This is a genomic window from Saccharicrinis sp. 156 (assembly GCF_050589685.1).
Lineage (GTDB): Bacteria > Bacteroidota > Bacteroidia > Bacteroidales > Marinilabiliaceae > Saccharicrinis.
The window spans coordinates 249901-271973 of the sequence record NZ_JBNGOS010000001.1 but is presented as its reverse complement, the minus strand read 5'-3'; the positions used below and the strand labels follow the sequence as shown (position 1 = coordinate 271973).

The window sequence follows — 22073 nt, the reverse complement described above, 5'->3', positions numbered from 1 at the left end:
TAAGAATTTTAAAATATTATAGTCTAAATTTCCTAAAAGGGCTGTGCTTAATTATATCGTAAGTGCAGCCCTTTCTAATTTTTATCCAACAGTATAAACTCCATTTCATACGATTTGCGCTGCCACCCGGTAACTTTAAACAAAGCAATAAAATCTTCATCTTTTTCAATATTATGGCGTTTGTAGAAAGCTGTCACCGAATCGTTATTTGTAAAATACTGCAATGCGCTAATAGCCCCACAATCCTGATCCGATAGGAAAAAGCGCATCTCGTTGCCTGCAGGCATTCCAATTTTTGCAACTATTGTATAATCTATATTTTTACCATTCTTTCTTATCACATCCCAATATTTCACTTTCTTGTATGTTTCAGGATCTGTACGTATAATCTGTTGGCTGCCATACGAATAATTTGGAAACTTCTCCTCTAAAATGTTTTTTAAAGTTCCCATAGCTTTCGATTGACCAAAATAAACCAGGTTATCATTCTCCAATTGAGAAACGCTCCATTCAGATATCTGGACAATATCATATGGGTAATCATATTCTAACCAGAATTCTGCCATATTCCTACTGCAATGCGGTGCCATCCAATTAAAATAATGATGATGACTGGCAATCATATCCTCCTTGTGCTCGGGATTTTCTTTTAAATATTCTTCTAACTCTTTTTTCGAGTTTATTTCATAATCACGTAAAATCCCTTTCCTACCGGTTTTTATTTGGGTTTCTATGGTAAAGTAATCACCAAAAATAACCGTCGTAGGAAAATCGTTCTTCATCAATGTCTTCCAAAAATTATTTACTGGCGTTTTGTAGAAATATAAAAACATGAATACAGCAAGGATACCTATGTTTAGGGAGGAAACTATATAAACCCATCGGTGGTTTATAGCTTTTTTAGGTTCTCTTACTTTTTTATATTCTTTAAATTGAACATTATATTGTCCTTTTGCTATAGTAAATACTATTTCTTCGGCACTGGCTTTACTACTATAATATTCATTCAGTTTTTTGCGCAGATGATAGATGTAAACACGAACATTATTGTCCGATTTTACAGGGTCATAATTAGTACCAAAAAACTCCTTACCAATTGTTGCTTCTTTAACATCTTCATTTTTCAAGGTCGAATCCACCAAAAATTGCAAGAGACGACAATTGGTTTTCGAACGTGAAAATGTTTTATCCGAAAGAATGGTTTCAAGTTGAGCTAATATCTGATTATTTTCAAATTTCATTGCGCATATTATAAACACAAATATAATGAAGTAATAGAAAATTATATAATCCTCATTAAGCAATAACTTCTTGTTAGGTGTTTTTAATGTATTGTGTAATAGTGTGTAATGGGTAGTTTTTAACAGTTAAAAAACGTGAATCGTTCCATTAACATCGCTAATATTTATACCAACTTATAATTTTGATGTTATACTATTCGAATAAACCCAAAGGTTTATGGTTAGAGAAAGGTTGAAACAAAATTTTAAAAGAAATATAAATAAGATGAGAAAGCAGCTTCAAGTATTATTTGGACTAATAACAATACTGATTTTCAATGGATGTACAATGCAACCAACTGATAGTTTTATATTGTTTAAAAATGGAAAAGCACCAATTATATATGTATCAGAAAGTGAAGCTCCACAAATTATGCGTGCTGTTGGTGACCTGCAAAATGATATTGAGATGGTTACTGGTGTAAAACCAGCAGTAGTTCATACCATAGAAGATGTGGGAGATAACACTATTATTATTGGCTCTATAAATAGTCCTGAAATTCAAAAACTTTATAAATCAGGAAAGATACAGGAAGCAGATGGTCTTGATAAAATGAGAGAATCCTTCCTCTTAAAGTCTGTGGAGCAACCAATGGACAAAATAGAAAAAGCTTTGGTAGTAGCAGGTAGCGATGCCAACGGAACTGTTTATGGTATTTACGAAATATCGGAACGTATTGGTGTTTCTCCCCTATATTGGTGGTGCGACGTAGTGCCTCAAAAGAAAAGTAAAGTAGTATTAGAAGATTGCCTTGTATTGCCTAAAGAGCCATCGGTACGTTTTCGAGGAATCTTTATTAACGATGAAGAAGCTTTGATCCAATGGAGTGAAAAAACATTGCCCAATGAATATAATTCTCACATAAGTCCCGAAGCATACGAGCATATCTTTGAACTTTTACTGCGCTTAAAGGCCAACTCAATCTGGCCCGGAATGATGCAGGCCGGTAGTTATTTCTTCGAGGCAAAAGACGGAAACGGAGTGTCAATCAATCCTCGTAATGCAAAAGAATACGGCATTTATGTAGGTTCGTCGCATTGCGAAAATATGGCGCGAAACAACTATGCCGAGTGGCACGATTGGGCAGAGGCTCACAAAGACATGTACGATGCCAAAGGGGTTCCGGTTTGGGATTATACTGTAAACCCAAAAACTATTGAAGCCTATTGGCAAGAGCGTTTAGATGAATCGAAAGGTTATAATATGATTTACACACTGGGGATTCGCGGGGTACACGATTCCCCGTTTGAATATGCAAATCTCGAAAACCCAACGTTGGAAAACAAAGTAAAGCTTCTGCAAAAGGTGATAGACCGTCAGCGCGAAATGATTAAAGAAACTTTTGGTTCGGAGGATGCAGTTACACAAATATTTGTTCCGTACGAAGAAACCGGTGAATTGTATAACGGCGAAAGTAAAGATGGCAAAGAACATTGTGAAGGTTTAAAATTACCCGAAGATGTTATCATGGTTTGGACAGAGGATAACTTTGGATATGCCCGTCAGTTGCCAAGACCTCACGAAAAAAAACGTGCAGGCGGTAATGGACTATATTACCATTTAGCATACCAGGGCGGTGCCACATACGACTGGTTGTACACTACACCGTTACCTTTAATTCAAGAAGAATTACATAAGGCCTATGATGAAAGTGTACGCGACTTTTGGATTGTAAATGTGGGCGATATAAAACCAGCTGAAATGGGGCTTCAGTTTTATATGTCGTTGGCATACGATATAGATTCGTACCCTAAAAATACCACAAAAGACTTTATGCAAAAAAGCGCCAAGCAACAATTTGGGGTTGAAGAAGGCAAAGCGTCAGAAATTGCAAACCTACTTACCGACTTTCATAACCTTTGCCGCCCTAAAAAGCCGGAACATTTATTTCCATTCTGGGATTGGAAATACGAAAACAATGGTAGGTACAGATTTTACAGTCTTTTCGATTTTGGAGACGAAATACAGGAAAGAATACAAATTGCTAATGAATTGGAGCAAAAAGCAAAAGCCATTTACGATAACCTCGAAGAATCTGCCAAATTACCTTTCTGGCACCTGGCCTATTATCCAATTCGCTCAACAAGGTTAATGCTTGAAAAAACACAGTATTACAGAAAAAACGTTGCTTATGCCAAGCAAGGCCGTTTTGCCAGTGTAAATGCATATAAAGCTTTGTCGGAACAAGCGGAAGCTACTATTCAGGCTGACTTGGAGACCTACAGAAAGATAAAAGATGGTAAGTGGAATGGCATCATGGACCCTTATGCGCTATACAATTTCAAGGAACGTATTTTTGATGTGGCCAATATTCCTAACAACTTGGTTTATGATGAAGTGTATAACGAAGAAGCGATAAAAGGAATAGGTTCTGTTTGCGAAGGTCAGGCCATTGGTAACGAAAAGGTGGAATTGCGTTTTTCTTCTTTCGAAGATAATACAAGGTTTATTGATGTGTTTAACAAAGAAATGGGAGCCAATGATTGGACGATTGAGAGTGATGCCGATTGGGTAAAATTCTCTAAAACATCAGGAAATGTAAAAATAGAAGAGCGGTTGTGTGTAAACATTGATTGGAACAAGGCCAAAGTTGGTGATAACAAAGCAACTATAACTATTAAGGACACGCATGGTTTTTCGAAATCATATCCTGTAAAAGCAACCAAATTTGATTTAGAACTAAAAGAGAAATCGTACATTGAAGGAAATGGTTTTGTAGCCATTGAAGCAGAGAACTATACCTCAAAACAAAACGGTAAAGAAGCAAAATTGGAAAAGTACGATAATTTTGGATACTACGGTTCTTCAATGTTCATTAAAGGTGGTTCAAAAATAGAGAATGATATAAAAACCAATGCAGCGAGGTTAGAGTATTCGGTATACTTTGCTAGCACAGGTACTTTTTACGGACAGCTATACCGCATCCCAACCCTTAACGAAGGAAAAGGCAAAACTTGCGAAATAGCTGTTGGATTAAACAATGATGAGCCTCAAGTTTTATCTGGAATTAGGCATAAAGGACAAAGGATATCAGCTACTTTACCAAGTGGAGCTATAGAAAGATGGAGCTGGGAAAACAATATCCTGACAGCCATGGAGAAATTACCTTTTGAAATCACAATTGACAAACAAGGGTATCATACCATAAAAGTGTATCAAGTGAATACTGGAATAGGAATTGACCGCCTGGTATTATGTGTCGATGAGCAAGCTAAATCAACTCAAAAGCGTTCGTTGTTGGGAGCACCTGAAAGCTATAATAATATTGCTGAGTACACTCCAAGTAAAAAAGCAGCAGTTCCTGTAATTACGCAGGATATTTCAAAGGTCAATAGCTTGCCAAAGCCAGAGCCTTTAACAGAAATAAAACTAAACTTCGCCTTGTACTCAATGATTGATGCTTGTGGTTTTACACCTGTAAATCAACGTCATGTTTATGATGAAAATAAAAACCAATTTGGCTGGCGGGCATCTGATGTTAACAATATATGGTTCCATCACAACGAAGCTTCGGAGCGAGTTATCTTTTGGCAACGCGACGGACTTACCGGTAAAAAAGAAGCTAAATTTTATGTAAGACTTAAAAAGGGTACCTACAACATAAAATACTATATGGGCGATGCTCGCATCAAGGCAGAGATGATTTACTTTAAAGGAGCAACCTTTGATATGTCGTTTGCCATGAACGGGAAAACCTATATGAAAAACGAAAAAGTATATTCTGGAAAGCAAAAAATAGAAACTGTAGAAGTTGAAATTGGCGATGATGAGTTGTTAGAGTTAACGCTTGATGGTGAGTGGATTATAAATGCGTTGGAGATTGAGAAAAAGTAAAGAGGGTGTCCAAAAATGATATTTCTAAAAATTGAAACTTACAATTTATAAGTAAACTTCTCATTTTACCCCTACAACCTCCTCTAAAGTGGGAGGATTAAAGTCTCCTTCAGGGGATTTAAGGGTACAAAAGAGGAACAAACTTTCAAATTGTAAGGTTTCTATAACTCCTTTTTTGTTTTTGGACACCCTCTCAATTTACCCCCTGTAGTATTTGTAATCTACCACTTCTGAATTCAAGAAAGCTCCCTTATGAAATTTGTGTTTTATTCCAATATTTGTCCTGTTGAAAGATTTATAACAGGTGAGAATATGAATACTATTACGAGAGGCTTTATTAAACATATAACAGGTGTTGTGTTAATGTTAACAGTTGGTGTTAACCTAACTGCTCAGGAATTAACCTTGACTAAAGTAAATGAAGTTGAAAACCCACAGCATGGCGATAATGTGGGTAGCATTGCCAGAACGGATACTGTTTTTATTGAGGGAAGTTATACGGGCACTGATATTCAATCTATTAGTGTTAAGTTATTGACTTATCAAAAAAATCCATATACCAAACTGGTATCCTATGAGTATACTATAAGCGAAGAGCTAAATGGTACATTGGATACCTGCCTGATAGTTCCCGAAGATTATCTGCTGGGCGATAATCCCGACAATTCTCAGTTTGTTCAGATAAGAGCAGCTTATACCGAAAATGCTGTTTTTGCCAATCTTTTTTTAACGGTAACAGATGTGCCTCCTCCACATAAAACACGCATCGATTTTGACGAAGATTATGGTGTTGCCACAGGTTCCACTTTGGTAAGTAATATCAATACCGCCATGTCATCCATGGAAGCAGGGGATACCATTCTGTTTAAAAGTGCCGAATATGATTTTGAGGGTAGTTCATTAACGGTTTCTAAGCCCATTAAGATTATGGGTAAGATGCCAACAGAAGAAACGTCGGACGTGCAAGGGGCTTATGATGTGAAAACAGTATTTAAGAATTTGAAAGGATATAAATTAACGTCAAATGATATCTACACGGAAAATTTAGAATTGATTGCTGATGCATCTACAGCTTATGTGTTTACGAATGTTGCTCACGATACAGATGGAACGCAGTATTATACCGGGCTTGTATTTAAAAATGTGATTTTTAGAGATGGAAAAGTACAGTGTTTTGGGAGAAATGGTGCTGGTATTGAATTTACCCATGTATCCTTTATTAATTTCTCTAGCGGGGGATATTACTTAAACAGAAGCGAAAGTGTTGATTCTGCACCTCAATTCAATATGTCAAAGTGCTTCTTTCAACCAAATTTTGATGCGGATGGTATATTTAATGTTCGGGGTATATCTTTGGACGCAGGCAATACGGAATATCCTGTGGTGTGGAATCAAAACAACTCAAGCATAGATAATTGTTTGTTAGACGGGACTGGACTGGGTATTTCTTCTAAAACTTCACATGTAAATGTTACCAACTGTCATTTTAAAGGATATAGCATTTACGTGGATATGATCCATATAGAAGAGTTTGGGCATCACTTTTTGATAGATGGGAATACCTTTGAGCATATTAAACCGGCGAGGGGAATTAATATTGACAGGGAAATTCAGCAATGCCATGATATTACCATCACTAATAATAAATGGATAGGTGAATATGGATGGATCATCTCGGCACATTCGCCTTATAATCTAACAATGGAAAACAATGATTTTACCGAGGCGTGGGCAAAAAGCACCAGTGATAAAACCATTGATTTAACCTACGACCATGGTGAGGAAATACAATTTACAGAATATGATTTGCCGGCTACTAATATTATATTTAAAAACAATACGGGATTAAATAATGGGAAACATGGCTTTTTCGCCTATAAAGCGATGGCCAATGATGAAACAATTGATATTGATTATCCTGCTGATAAAATTCAGGTAACAACGATAAATGAAGCACCCAAATCTATTTTAAATCTTTCTACTTATTATAGAATAAAAAATAAACTGACAGGACAATACTTGCATACTGTTGAAGGGGAAAGCAAATTAGAATTTTCTGCCGAAGAAAAAACAGACAGCTCTGATGTGTGGGAGTTCACCTTTGGTTATCCCTATTTCTACCATATAAAAAACAGGGGAACCAAAAATTACATGAATGTGTATAGAGGTTATACCATGGGCGATTATAATAATAGTACCCAGGAACAAATATTTGTAGAACAAAGTGGATTTTTCAACCAGAAAGAAGAGCAACCTCGTTGGTATTTAAGAAAACATGAAGAGAATAGTTCTGTATTTTATGAAATCCTGCCGGGGGGAAACGAACGGAAATCACGCAATGTTCAAGTAGGTAAATATATGGAGTTGGAATATGCAAAGGTGGAGAATGCGGACCAACTTCCACCAGAAGACGATAGCTCCTGGGAATTGATACCATTAAAGGCTGATGTTTCGGTTAAAGATAATTACCTGAATGAAAAAGTTAAGGTTTATCCTAATCCAGCCACTACGCAGTTAAATATTGTATTTAGTAAGATAATTAACGATGAGCAACTGATATCTATAATAAATTCGACAGGATCAGTAGTTTTGAGTAAAGAAATTGAACAAGGTACACAATCATTTACTATAGATGTAAATTCTTTTGTACGGGGAATGTATATGCTTAGGATTAATTCTGGAGAATCACAATACAGTTCTAAAGTAATTGTCAAATAGAAAAGTTACTTTATTAATTCTCAGGATGGATAATTTAATCAATCATGATATTTAAATCTAAATCAAAGTTTGGGAGCTGTAATTCATGGCGTCTGTCGAGGAGTAGAAAGCCTTTTAGGGTGTGAATTCCCAATTGTTATAAAATCCACAGAAGGGGCTTGTCTTTGTAAGATACTTACTTCTGTAGAAATATAAACAATTGGGAAAAGAGCGTAGGCATTTTCCTGGACTAGAGTTTTTTGCTCCCGTTTTTGGGCAATGCCAGTTATGGCGGTAAGTGAGATCAGAATCAAGCTTGCTTGAGTGATGCTGAATGAAGCAATAAACACAAAGAAAAAATGAAGCTGGGTTTGGGACTACGTCCCAATATCAAAAAATCCACAAAGTGAATTTCAAAAGTTAAGGACATTACCGTTGACAGAAATGTAACTTAGGCAATTAAGAGCTGTAATTTAAAACTATATAGGGGATGAGCTATCGTTTTTTCAGTAATTAATGGGTATTAATTAAACTTAAAAAAATGTACTTTAAAATTAATCTGTTCGTTACAACAGTAGCTTTGAGCATTCTGTGGTCATGTGCTGGTACACAGCAAAAAAGTATTGAAGATTACAAAGAACTTATCGATTTTAACCAGCTTAGCAAAGATGCTTTTAAAAGCAATAATGCTATTGTAGATATTATAAATAAAGAAGGAAGTAGCCAAATAAGTGTAAAAAGCGATAAGCAATATCAAGCAGGAGTTACTGTTTATTCAACTCCCGATAATCCATGGGATTTAAAAACGGCACACCAAATTAAATCTGAAGTTACGAATAAGGGAGAATATCAAACGCAAGTGGCCATGTATGTTGGGCTCGACCCGGACCCTTTAATGCGTTGGTATAGCTCTAATTTTGTGGATTTACGGCCTGGTGAAACGAAAACTATTACGGTGGACTTAACCTGGTTAAAGTGGGTGCATTCGCCTCAGCTTGATTTAATTAATATGCGAGGTGTTCCCGGGCGGGAAAAAACTGCCCGTGATGCAATTAAGCAGGTAAAGTTCAGTATTCGTTATCCTACCCAAAAGAACCATTACACCATAAATAGTTTATATGCTACTGGCACTACTGAGGTTAGAGATACAACAGGTTTTTTCCCTTTTGTTGATCAATACGGGCAGTATAAACATGATGATTGGAAAGACAAGGTGCACAGCGAGAATGAGTTAATGCAAATTGCAGAACGCGAGATTATAGATTTGAAAAGTCATCCGGGAAATCCGGAAACCAATAAATACGGTGGCTGGGAAAAAGGTGAAAAACATGAAGTTACCGGGTATTTTTACCCTAAAAAGATTGGTGGCAAATGGTGGTTGATCGATCCTGACGGAAACCTGTTTTGGTCGGCAGGTGTTAACTGCGTTCAATATTCCAGTGTTTATACCCCAATAAGTAAGCGCGAACATTATTTTGAAGGTATTCCTGAATTCAACGTAGAATTATTTCATCAGGGTAAAAACAGGGAAACCAATGAGCCATCGCTGGCATTTAATCATTATGCCTACAATTTACAGCGGATTTATGGCGATAATTACCTTGATAAATATCGTGAACTCACGCATAAAAGGTTTAAAAGTTGGGGGCTGAATACCATCGGTTTTATGTCGGACCATGGATTGGCCGAGCAGCAAAAAACGCCTTATGTGGGTTCTATATGGATTAGAGGTAATCGTAAAATTGAAGGCTCTCATGGATATGCGGGCAAGTTTCATGATGTTTTTGATAAAGATTTTCCTGCCATAGTGCGAGCGTCGATAGACAGGCAAAAGTTTGGAGCAGACGACCCCTGGTGTATTGGTTACTTTGTTGATAACGAAATGTCATGGGGTGCTGCAGGTTCTTTGTCAGTAGCTACGTTAGTTAGTCCTGCCGACCAGCCGGCAAAACAAGAGTTTGTTAAGGATCTGAAAGCCAAATACAATATGATTGAAAAATTAAATAAGGTTTGGGGAACTAGCCATCAATCGTGGGATGCATTGGTGCATAGTGCGGAAGCGCCTGATGAAGAATTGGCCAAGGAAGATCTCGATCAGTTTTATGATAAGATTTCCCGTAAATATTTTAAAACCGTTCACGACGAACTGGAAAGAGTAGCACCTCACCAAAACTACTTTGGATGTAGGTTGGCATGGGCGCAAAATGATATTACGCTGCGTGCAGCAGCTGACTATTGCGACATCATTAGTTTTAATAAGTATGAGTATTCTGTTGAGAATGTAGGTTTACCGGACGGAGTTGATAAACCTATTATTATTGGAGAATTTCATTTTGGTTCTCTGGATAGGGGTATGTTTCATATTGGTGTAAAAGGGGCCACTAATCAGGAAGACAGAGGGCAAAAGTACCAGGAATACATACAGAGTGCTTTACGGAATAAATACATAATTGGAGCACATTGGTTTCAATATATCGATGAGCCAATTACAGGCCGTTTTGATGGAGAAAACTATAATGTCGGGTTGGTGAATGTGTGTAATGTGGCATATCCTGAACTAACCGGAAAGATTAGAGAAACATGTTATCCTATGTACACCTATCGAAATGACAATTAGAAGGTAGTTCTTGCATGTTTTAAATTGTTTCCATTTCATCGGGATATTTGTTTTTTATGCGTTTAGATACATGGTTAAAATGCAATGAGCTATTAAATCCGCATTCATTTGAATATCAAGGATGTTTTGTTAGTACTGGATAATAATTTGCAAGCTAGTCCAGTTCGCATTAAATTGATGTAATCAATCCGGGTCATACCTGTAGCATGTTAAGCAAAAACGGTTATCACTACCATAGTGCATACAAGTTATACTGGATAAATACCTGTTGTAATTCTCTGAGAGCTATTGGCGCTAAAATTATTCACATTTACCGAAATTCGTTTCCAATCCTGATATTGTCAGTTAATTCGCTTTTCAGGAAAGCTATTCTGAAGCATTAAAATTACTTTTATGAATATGGTTTCGGTTGGCGAGATTGGATATATACCAAATGTCCCATAGGGTTGAATTTGCGATATGAAAAAGGGAGCCAAACATTACTCATTCGCTTTGGCAGTTGGAGGCGGGCATGCCTGTCCATATGAGATCGGGGGATTGCCGGCCTGGTGATTATGAAATCGGCTTTAAGGGGGTGCGAAATGAATCAAATGGATTAATACGATTCAGATTATTAGGAGTATAGAGGTTTTAATTGTATTTATTTTCGCATGATATGTAGAAAAATAAGAAGATCATCATCGTTGTAAACGATCGCGCAAGTGCATCCGAAACTTTCGATATTGATATCTGTATTAGTCTGGATAGTTTAACCCGGATTATGTATTGGATGTTCGTCATGAGCATTGCAAGTACAATAAAACAAGGCATTACTGAAACGAGGCATAACATCGTTCTGGTGAGTTGAAGGGATGCAACAAAGTGTCTTGTTTTAAAGTAATTTCAATGTGTAATAGAATTTCTAATGCATATTGCGGGTTAAATTGTATAAGTTTTTAATATCACCGGTGATAATTAAAAATTTAGAGCTAATTGTTGATTAAACTTGTTCAGGCATAACTTCAAATTGTTTTTTAAAACAATTCTTAAAATAAACTACATCTTTAAAGCCTACGGTTTCAGCAATATTTACTATGTCATCGTTACCATGTTGCATTAAACGTAAGGCTTCTTTAAGCCGTATTGTTCTGATGTGTTCGATCGGTGTTTGACCAATAAGCCCTTTGGTTTTTCGGTACAGCGTTGTTCTGCTCATACCTATCTGTCGGCCTAGTTCTTCTACAGAAAAATTTTCAGAGGTTAGGTTATCGAGTACAATTTTTTCTATATCTGCCAAGAATTTACGGTCTAACCGGGTAATCTTTTTTTGCGATAATTTCGCAACCGGGTCTTTTTGCAATTGCTGTCTAACCCTGTTTCTGTTGTCTAATAAGGTCTGTATACGAGCCAGAAAAATATCTGTGTCAAAAGGTTTTTCAATATAATCATCAGCCCCGCTTCCCAATCCCGACAAGGTGTTCTGTTTTCCGGATTTGGCAGTTAATAACAATACTGGTACATGACATACGGTAAGGTTATTTTTTATCTGATTACAGAATGTTATCCCATCCATTTTGGGCATCATAACATCGGAGATGATTAGGTCAGGAATAGTTTGTAAACCCACTTTTAATCCTTCTTGTCCGTTGTTTGTCACGGTCACCCGGTATCGGTCAGACAGGATCATTTTAAGATAGGAGCACATATCATTGTTGTCCTCAACAACCAAAACAGACGGTTTGGATTCTTCGTTCTGAATTTCTTTTATAATTGCGCGATTGCTGTCGTTAATCAATAATTTTTTCTCCCCCAGCGCATGTCGTTTTTCGCAAGTTATTTCATCGGAATACACATCTTCGGAAAGAGGAATCTGAATACTAAACCGGCTACCTATTCCAACTTCGCTTTTAACACTGATGGCACCATGATGTAAGAGCACAAATTCTTTCACTAAAGACAGGCCAATTCCGGTTCCGGTTTCAGTGTCTGATTTATCCGCTTGATAAAAGCGCTCAAATAAACGTGCATGGTGCGATCGGTCAATTCCTTTCCCCGTATCTTCTACGTCCAGGTATAGCAGTTCATCTCCATTACGACCGTTCCTCACCCTGATGGTAATTGCACCACCTGATGGAGTATATTTAAAAGCGTTTGACAAGAGGTTAAAGACTACCTTTTCAATTTTTTCTTCGTCTATCCAGGCCATTAGGTGCTCGTTGTCGGCATCCATTGAAAAATGAATGTGCATTTGACTGGCCAGCTCCTGAAAAGAATACATCACATCGTTCAAAAAAGCGATAATGTCAATTCTACGAACCTGAAGTTTTAATACACCACGCTCTTGTTTACTGTAATCCATCAATTGAGTAATTAATCGGGACAGTTGCAATGCATTTCGTTTCATTAAGCTAAAAGCCGGTTTCAGTTCATCCGCTAATTCCTTATTTTGTAAAATACGTTCCAGGGGACCTAATATCAGTGTTAAAGGAGTTTTAAGGTCATGAGAAATATTCATAAAGAACTGCTGCTTTAATTTGATTAGTTCTTGTTCTTTCTCTCGCTGGATATTGGCCATTTTTAAATCGTCCCTATATTTAGCCTTGTTACGGAAGTAGTGGCGTACAATTAAAATAATACCAACTAAAAGAATGGTATAAATAATAAAACTCCACCATCGAAACCAAATTGGATAATCGATTGTCAGGTTTATCTGGCACTCGTTAACAGAATCACCTGGAACTCCGGTGAAGGCTTTCACTTTAAAGGTGTAATTTCCTCCACCCAGATTGGTGTAGGTCGCAAAACGGTGCATAGCATCTGTCTCCTGCCAATTCTTGTTAAAGCCTTCAAGTTTATATTGATACTTTATTTTTTCTGCATTTGAATAATCAAGAGCAGAAAACTCAAATGAAAAACTATTTTCATTATGCTTTAATCGAATTGATTTCTGGACTGAAATATCTTTGTTTAAAAAAACCCTTCCGTTAATGGACTGGCCTACATTTACTGGCTGGTTAAAAATCTTAAAATTGGTAAGGTGCAGGTCATTCACCTGGTTTTGCTTTAAAACACCTTTAGGGGTAAAATAATTTAACCCTTTGGTTCCGCCTAAAATAATATGACCATCGCGATCGGTATAAACAGCTCCAGTGTTAAACTCATTACTCAATAAGCCATCCGGTTCATAAAAGTTATAAAAAGATTTAGCCTCCAGGTTAAACATTGATAGTCCATTTACGGTAGTTATCCACAGATTACCTTGCTGATCCCCTGTAATGGCTTTAATTACATTGTTTGCCAATCCGTCTTTCTCGGTATAAACTGTTATCTTATTGCTTTGTGTATCCAAACTGTTTAATCCGGCATCTGTGCCTATCCATAACAGTCCGTTGATATCGACATATAACGAATTTATCCAGTTTCCCGACAAGGTGCCCGGACTGTCCAGGTTGGAATAAAATGTTTTAAACCGGACTTTATTATTTTGGATCATCATCTTGTTCAGACCAAATGAGGTTCCTATCCATATATTTCCATCTTTATCATCGGTAATCGCCCGTATATCATTATTACTTAGTGATGATATGTTTTCCGGATTATGTTTGTAATGTTCAAAATAATATTCCCCCCGTTTGGCTATTACCAATTTATCAAGTCCACCTCCTGCGGTTCCAATCCATACATTTCCGAATTTATCGTTGTGCAAGGTTCGTATGTCGTTATAACTGACCGAATGCTGAGAGTCGGATTCGGTATTGAAATTTGTGATCCGAGGTTTTCCCTCTTCTCCTGGGGTAAACTCAATCAGTTTCAGCCCTCCTCCAAGAGTGCCGGCCCAAAGCCTTCCCCAATTGTCGTAACACAGTGCATGTACTATATTGTTGTTTAAAGCAATTTTTTCAAACTTGAGATCCTCAAACCCCAATGCACTGTCTCTTTTATTCTTCTTCAAACTTGTATGATAAAGTCCCGCACCATTTGTGCCAACAGCAAAGTTTTCACCATCGCCCGCAATCGCATAAATATCCTGATTATTGATATCTTTCGTATTTTCATCCCGAACCCGGAACCCTGAAAAATCAGCTTTGACCGAATGAAAAGAAAAAATACCTTCACCGGAAGACCCTAACCAAATTCGGTGCATTCGGTCTTCGTAAATAGCTTTTATGTTGTTGCTTTTTAGTCCTTGCGGGGAGATGCGATCCATTTTTATATGTTGGAAGTTTTGACTTTTGAAATTAAAGCCGTTGAGTCCTCCATCTTCGGTTCCTAACCATATTTGGGAGTTGCTGGCAGCAAGAATGCTGATTACACGGTTGTCACTTATTCCATCTTTGCTTGCTTCATCATGCCTGAAATATTTAAACCGACCGTTTTTTTTATCCATATAGGCAGCTCCTCCTCCCCAGGTTCCCACCCATATGTTTCCCAAATTGTCTTCCTGGATAGATCGCACACAGCTTAATGCCTGATAGTTTCCATCTCTGGGTTCAAACTGGAAATAGTCAAACGTTGATGTTTCCCGATTTAAACGGTTCAGACCCCCGCCTTCGGTTCCTACCCAAAGAATCCCTTCGTGGTCTTCAAAAATCCAATGTACATTGTCGTTACTCAGGCTGCCCTTAACATTTATATCAGCATTGAAACAAGTGAAATGCCTTGTTTCCTTGTCCAGTTTATTTAATCCTCCTCCCATGGTGGCAACCCATACAGTTCCACGGCTGTCGCAAAACACCATTTCAATATTATTATAGCTGAGACCCGAAGCATCATGAGCATAGAAGTTGGTAAACGTATTGGAGGTTATATCCAGATGGGAGAGTCCTCTGGCTGTTCCAATCCACATTCCTCCTTCCTGATCAATACATATTGATTTAACCAGATTATGGCATAAGCTATTAGTATCGTTGGGTAACGACTTGAAAACTTTGAAATTGTACCCGTCAAACCGGTTCAGGCCATCCATGGTACCAAACCACATATAATAAAGCGAATCTTGTACAATACTGTTAACCGTATTGTGAGAAAGCCCTTCTCGTATGGTATAATGGTTAAAAACGGGCTGAATAGATTTTGGGTAGATGTTCAAAGAAATGCACATCAATACAATCGTGATGGCTATTAATCGATTCTTGATCGATGTAATATATAATGCTTGCCCCAAAAATCCAATTTCTACGTTACGCTTTTTCTGAAAATAGGCCTTTGCAAAAGTAAACGCCTTCATTTTCAAAAAGGGCAAGCCTTGAACTTGAACATTTCCTTTCAAGCAAATGAAAAAAGAAATAATTTTCTTGCAAAGACTATATAGGATGGAAATAATAGAGTTTAACATGTCCCAATCATTTTTATCCTGCCGACTAATTTGAACTGGTCATTTTTTTTGTTTTGCCATGTTTGAGTCAGGTTGAAAAGGTGGATATCTGCACACAAGGAATTGTTATTGTCTTAATGATCTGTTTTGCACCAAGAGGTAATAGCTCCCTTTCTTTGGCAAACTTATAAAAATAAGTTAAGTTCAGGTTAATAACACGGTATAAAAATATATTTAGTGGTATGCTTTTTAAAAGCTTGCAACATTTATCTTCAGTTCTGCAACATTTGTCGGACTTGGCATATGATTGAAACATGCTTCACCAAATTTGAATCATTTATCTTTTGTTTTGGCAATGAATCATTCGTACTTTGTTACAATTAAACAATAATATATAAGGATAAAGCAGATGACAGGATTTGTTAAATGTTGTAGGTTATTCTCGATTGTACTATTACTTTGGTTAATAGCATGTTCTCCAAATAAAAGGAAAGGTGAACCATTGCAACCATGGAGTGAGCGATTAATTGAACTAAGAAATTTGCATCAATCAAAGATAAAAGAAATTGATCTGGGTAAGATAAGGCAAGAGATACGCAATGATTATCCATGGCACGAGCACGCCATCATAGATAGAATAAACAAAAAAGCTTTAAATGAATGGTTCGCGGGCAAAGGAGATAGTTTGATGTTAGACCATGTATTGCAATCGATGCTAAATAAAAAGGAAGCCTGGGCCAGTTTTTTTGAGGATGAGTTTTTAGGTATAGAACAAAAAGATGAAAGATCTAAACTTGTCCTAATAGAGAAGATCGCCCGTTTTCAGGAAGCTTTAAAAATATTTAATGCTATTTGTTTCGAGGGACTGGAAAAGGCTATTTTGGATATTGAATCTAGATTTCCGAACAAGTATGATGGCAAAAAATATAAGACCAGAATAGAAGGTTTAAAGGATGAGCAAAAACAAATAATAGAAAAGTTTCCTTCTTCGGGCTACAAGGTTATAGACACAATTATAGGCTTTAATAACAAATTTGTGACCTTACAAAAAGAAGCATTGCTTTCTAATCCTCTGATAAATGAAGCTTCTTTGGTTTTTGTGACACGTGAGCAATATGCAGCCGATCATCATAATTCCGCAACCCTGTTTCATACCGATGAGATAAACACAGAGAAATATGCTCCGGGAGGATCAATGAAGGTGATTGACCTTAAAAGGGGAGGAAAGATAACGACACTTATAAAAAGTACAGAAGGGGTAGTACGAGATCCGGAGATAAGTTATGATGGGAAAAAGATAATATTCGCTATGCGAAATAGCATTGACGAAGATTATCATATTTATGAAATGGATATTGACGGGAATAATATGAAACAACTTACGGCTGCCAAGGGTGTAGCTGATATCGATCCGCAATATCTTCCCAATGGGGATATCGTTTTCACGTCCACCCGTGAACCCAAATATTGCATGTGCAATGTTCATATTATGGGCAACATTTTTAAAATGGAGGCCGACGGAGCAAATATAACTCAGCTTGGAAAAAGCACGCTGTTTGAAGGGCATAGCACAGTCATGCCTGACGGGCGCATCTTATACGATCGCTGGGAGTATGTTGATCGTAACTTCGGCGATGCTCAGGGATTATGGACGATGAATCCGGATGGGACTAACCAGGCCATCTATTTCGGTAACAATACCAATTCACCGGGAGGATTTATCGATGCGCGCCCAATTCCGGGAACGGATAAAGTGATTTCGGTGATGGGGTCTTGTCACGATCGGCCTTGGGGCGCATTGGGCATAATTAACAGAAAGAGAGGGGTTGACGGTCAGTCAGCGGTCGAAAAAACGTGGCCTGCTGCGGCAATTGACCTTGTGGGTAAAGGGGGATGGGACACTTTTAAACAAGTACGTCCTTATTATGAAGACCCCTTCCCATTGAATGATACCTATTTTCTGTGTTCGCGTTCTTTGGATGCTTCGCTACAAATGGGGATCTTCCTAATCGATACTTTTGGGAACGAGGTTTTGATACACACAGAAAAGCCGGGATGCTACGATCCGATTATAATAGGTCCGCATAAAAAGGAACGTGAAGTTAAAGAAAAGCGCAACTATAAATCACAATCAGGGAGATTTTATGTGCAGGATGTTTATCAGGGCACGCATATGAAAGGTGTCAAGCGCGGAACAGTTAAATATTTGAGGGTTGTTGAATCCGTTGAAAAACGAAGCTGGACGGTACCTGCATGGAATGGTCAAGGGGTACATCGTCCGGCCATGAACTGGCATAGTTTCGAATGTAAAAAAATATTGGGAACTGTTCCCGTACACGAAGATGGATCCGCTTATGTTGAAGTGCCATCCGATAAATATGTGTTTTTTCAATTACTCGATGAAAATAAAATGATGGTTCAATCCATGCGAAGTGGAACTATGGTGCATTCTGGCGAAGTAGCGGGCTGTATCGGTTGCCATGATGACAGACGTATGGCACCGCCTTCTTCTTTTGCTCAAGTGCCGGAAGCGTTAACATTGCCTCCTGCAAAGTTGGATGGGTGGTTAGGAGATCCACGTAATTTTGGTTTTATGAAAGAGGTACAACCAGTATTTGATAGGCACTGTGTAAAATGTCATGATTTTGGAAAAAAAGCAGGTAAGAAATTGTTGTTGAGCGCTGATCGAAATCCATATTTTAATGCGGCATATATTGACATGCATATGAAAAAAGTGATTGCTCCTGTCGGCGCTGGTCCGTCAGAAATACAACAAGCGTATTCATGGGGCTCTCATCCAAGTAAGATGATAAAAATGATTAAAAATGGACATGCGGGCGTGAAATTATCGCGTGAGGAGATGGAGCGTCTTACTACCTGGATTGATCTTAATGCAGTGTACTACCCTGATTTTATTTCGGCTTATCCAGATAATCCAGTGGGGAGATCGCCAATTTCACAAAATGATTTGAATCGTCTGGGGCAACTTACCCAAGTTGATTTTAATACTCTTCGGGGACATCGGCGGGGGTTGGGACCTCAAATAAGTTTTGAACGACCTGAGAAGAGCCCTTGTTTAGCGAATATAAAAAATAAGAATTCCAAAGAATATAAAGAGGCACTGGCTATCCTTGCAAAGGGTAAGGAAGAGTTAGAAAATATACCAAGGTTAGACATGGATGGTTTTATTCCTTCTAGTACCGACCAGATAAGGTTGGATAAATATATTTATAGACAAAAAGAAGAGAAGAAAAGTAGAGAAGCAATTAGGGAAGGAAAAAAACATTACGATGAAGGGGTAAATGTAGTGAATAGATAATCAGCTAAAAACAGCATGTAAAAAAATCCGATGCCTTTGGTTTAATAAATATTGGGAATACAAATTGTTAAACTAGAAACGAGCCATGAGAAACCTCTTTCACAAGAAGGACATTCTAGGTGAGTTCCATCGAATGCATTTGAAAATCTAATTATAATGAGATGAAAATATTACATAAAACAATATATCCAATACTTTTAATCATACTGCAGTATGCATGCACATATGATGCTTCAGAGGTAATGTCGCCTAATTCGATGGTGATCACTAAATCAGGGGGAAAGCTTTTTGTCGCAGATGAAACGGCTAACAATATCACTATTATTGACAGAGAAAAACCTGGTACAATTGAGCAGATAAACCTGGAAGCTTCGCCCAGTGGATTAGTGTTATCTGCTGATGAGCGTAAGCTGTATGTCACATTAAGTGGTGCCGACGGTAAACTTATCGAATTAAACCTTAATAGCCACGAGATTATCCGTTCGTTAAATGTTGGACACACTCCAATGGCTCCTGTGTTATCTCAAGATGGGCAAACATTGTTTTTGTGTAATCGTTTCGAAAACAATATTTGTTCCATTGCACTGAATTCGTTTACGGTAACACACAAAACATCCGTAGTTAGAGAACCGGTAGCTATAGCTTTACCTGCACGTGGTAATAATCTTTATGTGGCTAATCACCTTCCTAGTGGAAGTGCAACCAGTGCTTATCATTCCTCAAAAGTATCAGTTGTAGAAACGCAAAGTATGAAAGTAATCAAGGAGATTTCATTGCCTAACGGATCAAATGCACTGAATAAGATTAGTTTTTCACCAGATAACAAGTACCTATATGTTACACATATCCTTGCTCGTTACAATGTACCAACCAATCAGGTAGAGCGTGGGTGGATAAACACGAATGCACTGAGTATTATCGAACTCAAAAATGACAATTATCTATGCACGGTTTTACTCGATGATTTAGATCTTGGGGCGGCCAACCCTTTTGATGTAAAATGCAGCCAGGATGGATCCAAACTATTTGTGTCACATTCAGGAACCAGCGAGTTAAGCGTTATCGATAGAGAAGCATTACACAAGCGTATTTCTCAAGTTAATACAGGATCTACGCCAACGTTATATGCCAGCGCTTTAGTGGATATTCAAAATGATTTGAGTCTTCTGCAAGATATCAGAACCAGAATTACACTTGAAGGGAAAGGGGCTAAGGGGATAGCATTGCATGATAACAGGGTATATGTATCGATGTATTATTCGGGTACGGTTGTGGAAATTAATTTGGCAGATATGTCATCTCCGGCGATAATTGGTTTAGGAAAACAACCACTTCCAACACAAGAAAGGTTAGGTGAAATATATTTCAATGATGCAACCCTGTGCAAACAACATTGGCAGAGTTGTGCCAGTTGCCATCCCGGCAATGCCAGGGTAGACGGACTAAACTGGGATAACCTTAACGATGGACTGGGGAATCCCAAGAATACTAAAAGCATGCTTTTGGCTCATTCTACTGCTCCTTCAATGATTACCGGAATTAGAGCAAATGCGGAGATGGCAGTTCGTGCCGGCATCGCACACATATTTTTTACAAACCAGCCCGAAGAGATAGCGGTCGCTATGGATACTTATCTTTCGGCACTAACTCCTGTTCCAAGTCCTTATTTGGTAGATGGTAAACTCAGTGAATCGGCAAAACGAGGTCAGCTTGTGTACGAGAAAGCCAACTGCAATTCTTGTCATTCCGGTCCACATTTAACAAATCTCCAGAAATATGACGTGGGAATAGGAACCGGTCTCGAAGAGGGGAGGAAATTCGATACGCCTTCACTTGTTGAGATTTGGAGAACGGCTCCTTACTTATATAATGGCAAGGCGAAGGATTTAAGAGAGGTATTTACAAAGTACAACAAAAACCAAAAACACGGAAATACATCTGATTTAACTTCCCGTGAGCTGGATGATTTGATAGCGTTTTGCCTAAGTCATTAAATCGGGGAAGGGTATAATAGAAGGTAACTGAAAACCCAGGTGTGAAATGGTTTTATTGGAGAAGGTGCACTTCTTTTTAAAATTAACTCAATTTAAAAACTAAGAAATGAAAAGACTTAAACAGTTGAAAATCATATTAATTCTTTGTGCTATAGCTATGTTTTCGAATGCTGCTGCAGCCAACTGGCTCAAAAGTGAGAAGATAAAAAATATAAAAGGCTATGTAATTACGGCTTCGGAATTAGATAAGGTGTTGGTGTTAAATGATAAGAATGAGATAGTAAGAAAAATAGAGGCCAATAATACCTATGATGCATGGAAGTTAAAAAATGGTAATATACTTTATGCTTGTCATCGGGGCGTAAGGCTTATCACTCCTGCAGATGAAATCATATGGAATTATAAAAGCAAAAGCGAAATTTTTGCATGCCAACCTTTAGGTAAAAATAAAATGCTAGTGGGTGAATGTTCCAAAGGGCGATTGATAGAAATAAGTTCTACCGGTGAGATACTTAAAGAAATTCCATTAACCTATAAAAAAGGGGGACATGGATGTTTTAGGGGAGCCCGCAAAATTAAAAACGGACATTATTTGGTGAGTCACCATGCTGACAAAACGGTAAGGGAATATAATAAGAATGGTGATGTAGTGAAAGAAATAGTACGCCCCTTTAATGTTTATGCTGCCCAAAGGTTAAGCAACGGTAGTACGATGATTTCTGATGTATATTGTCTCTCTATTTACGATAAAAAAGGAAAGATGGTATGGGAATTTGATGCCAGAGAATATCCGGAACTTGGGGTAAATCACTTAACGGGTTTCCAGGTTTTACCCAACGATGAAATAATTATTTGTAATTGGCTTGGACACTCTCCGTACAAAAAAGGAATTCCTGTATTTAAGATAAATATGAATAAGGAAATTCTTTGGAAGTATACCAATGCACAGCAAACCTATAGTTGTACCAATATTCAGGTGCTATATGAATGAAAGGTTTTGGAATACAGCGTGCTTAAATCCACTAGTTCAGGAATTGG

The 22073-nt window shown here is 37.7% G+C and carries 8 protein-coding genes; 6 read left to right on the top strand and 2 right to left on the bottom strand.

The features are described from left to right. Positions 1 to 74: 74 nt before the first annotated feature. Positions 75 to 1241: a hypothetical protein gene (locus ACRD64_RS00810; RefSeq protein ID WP_430931243.1), complete on the bottom strand. Its 1167-nt coding sequence runs from the start codon at positions 1239 to 1241 to the stop codon at positions 75 to 77. 328 nt (positions 1242 to 1569) lie between these two features. Here ACRD64_RS00810 and ACRD64_RS00805 point away from each other — a divergent pair, with 328 nt between their 5' ends. From ACRD64_RS00805 to ACRD64_RS00795, 3 genes are all read left to right on the top strand, one after another. Next, positions 1570 to 5115 carry a glycosyl hydrolase 115 family protein gene (locus ACRD64_RS00805; RefSeq protein ID WP_430931242.1) on the top strand — a complete coding sequence of 1182 codons (3546 nt, stop codon included), beginning with the start codon at positions 1570 to 1572 and terminating at the stop codon, positions 5113 to 5115. Positions 5116 to 5427: 312 nt separating this feature from the next. Further along, on the top strand, positions 5428 to 7833 hold the full coding sequence (locus ACRD64_RS00800; protein ID WP_430931241.1) for a T9SS type A sorting domain-containing protein: 2406 nt from the start codon (positions 5428 to 5430) through the stop codon (positions 7831 to 7833). Between the two features lie 520 nt (positions 7834 to 8353). Then, positions 8354 to 10429, top strand: a complete 2076-nt coding sequence (locus ACRD64_RS00795; protein ID WP_430931240.1) for a glycoside hydrolase family 2 protein — start codon at positions 8354 to 8356, stop codon at positions 10427 to 10429. Positions 10430 to 11408: 979 nt separating this feature from the next. Here the strand turns inward: ACRD64_RS00795 and ACRD64_RS00790 are convergent. After that, on the bottom strand, positions 11409 to 15635 hold the full coding sequence (locus ACRD64_RS00790) for a hybrid sensor histidine kinase/response regulator transcription factor (RefSeq protein WP_430931239.1): 4227 nt from the start codon (positions 15633 to 15635) through the stop codon (positions 11409 to 11411). Positions 15636 to 16131: 496 nt separating this feature from the next. On the opposite strand from ACRD64_RS00790, the gene ACRD64_RS00785 reads away from it, so the two are divergent. From ACRD64_RS00785 to ACRD64_RS00775, 3 genes are all read left to right on the top strand, one after another. Then, a complete protein-coding gene (locus tag ACRD64_RS00785; protein WP_430931238.1) occupies positions 16132 to 19041 on the top strand; it encodes a hypothetical protein in 2910 nt (969 codons plus the stop codon). 161 nt (positions 19042 to 19202) lie between these two features. Next, entirely contained in the window at positions 19203 to 21035 is a 1833-nt protein-coding gene (locus tag ACRD64_RS00780; RefSeq protein ID WP_430931237.1) for a hypothetical protein, read from the top strand. Positions 21036 to 21141: 106 nt separating this feature from the next. Then, entirely contained in the window at positions 21142 to 22026 is an 885-nt protein-coding gene (locus tag ACRD64_RS00775) for a hypothetical protein (RefSeq protein WP_430931236.1), read from the top strand. Positions 22027 to 22073: the final 47 nt, after the last annotated feature.

Bases quoted from the DNA above. Each gene is read 5' to 3' on its own strand.
- ACRD64_RS00810 (WP_430931243.1), bottom strand. From the start codon at position 1,241: ATGAAATTTGAAAATAATCAGATATTAGCTCAACTTGAAACCATTCTT.
- ACRD64_RS00805 (WP_430931242.1), top strand. From the start codon at position 1,570: ATGCAACCAACTGATAGTTTTATATTGTTTAAAAATGGAAAAGCACCA.
- ACRD64_RS00800 (WP_430931241.1), top strand. From the start codon at position 5,428: ATGAATACTATTACGAGAGGCTTTATTAAACATATAACAGGTGTTGTG.
- ACRD64_RS00795 (WP_430931240.1), top strand. From the start codon at position 8,354: ATGTACTTTAAAATTAATCTGTTCGTTACAACAGTAGCTTTGAGCATT.
- ACRD64_RS00790 (WP_430931239.1), bottom strand. From the start codon at position 15,635: ATGAAGGCGTTTACTTTTGCAAAGGCCTATTTTCAGAAAAAGCGTAAC.
- ACRD64_RS00785 (WP_430931238.1), top strand. From the start codon at position 16,132: ATGACAGGATTTGTTAAATGTTGTAGGTTATTCTCGATTGTACTATTA.
- ACRD64_RS00780 (WP_430931237.1), top strand. From the start codon at position 19,203: ATGAAAATATTACATAAAACAATATATCCAATACTTTTAATCATACTG.
- ACRD64_RS00775 (WP_430931236.1), top strand. From the start codon at position 21,142: ATGAAAAGACTTAAACAGTTGAAAATCATATTAATTCTTTGTGCTATA.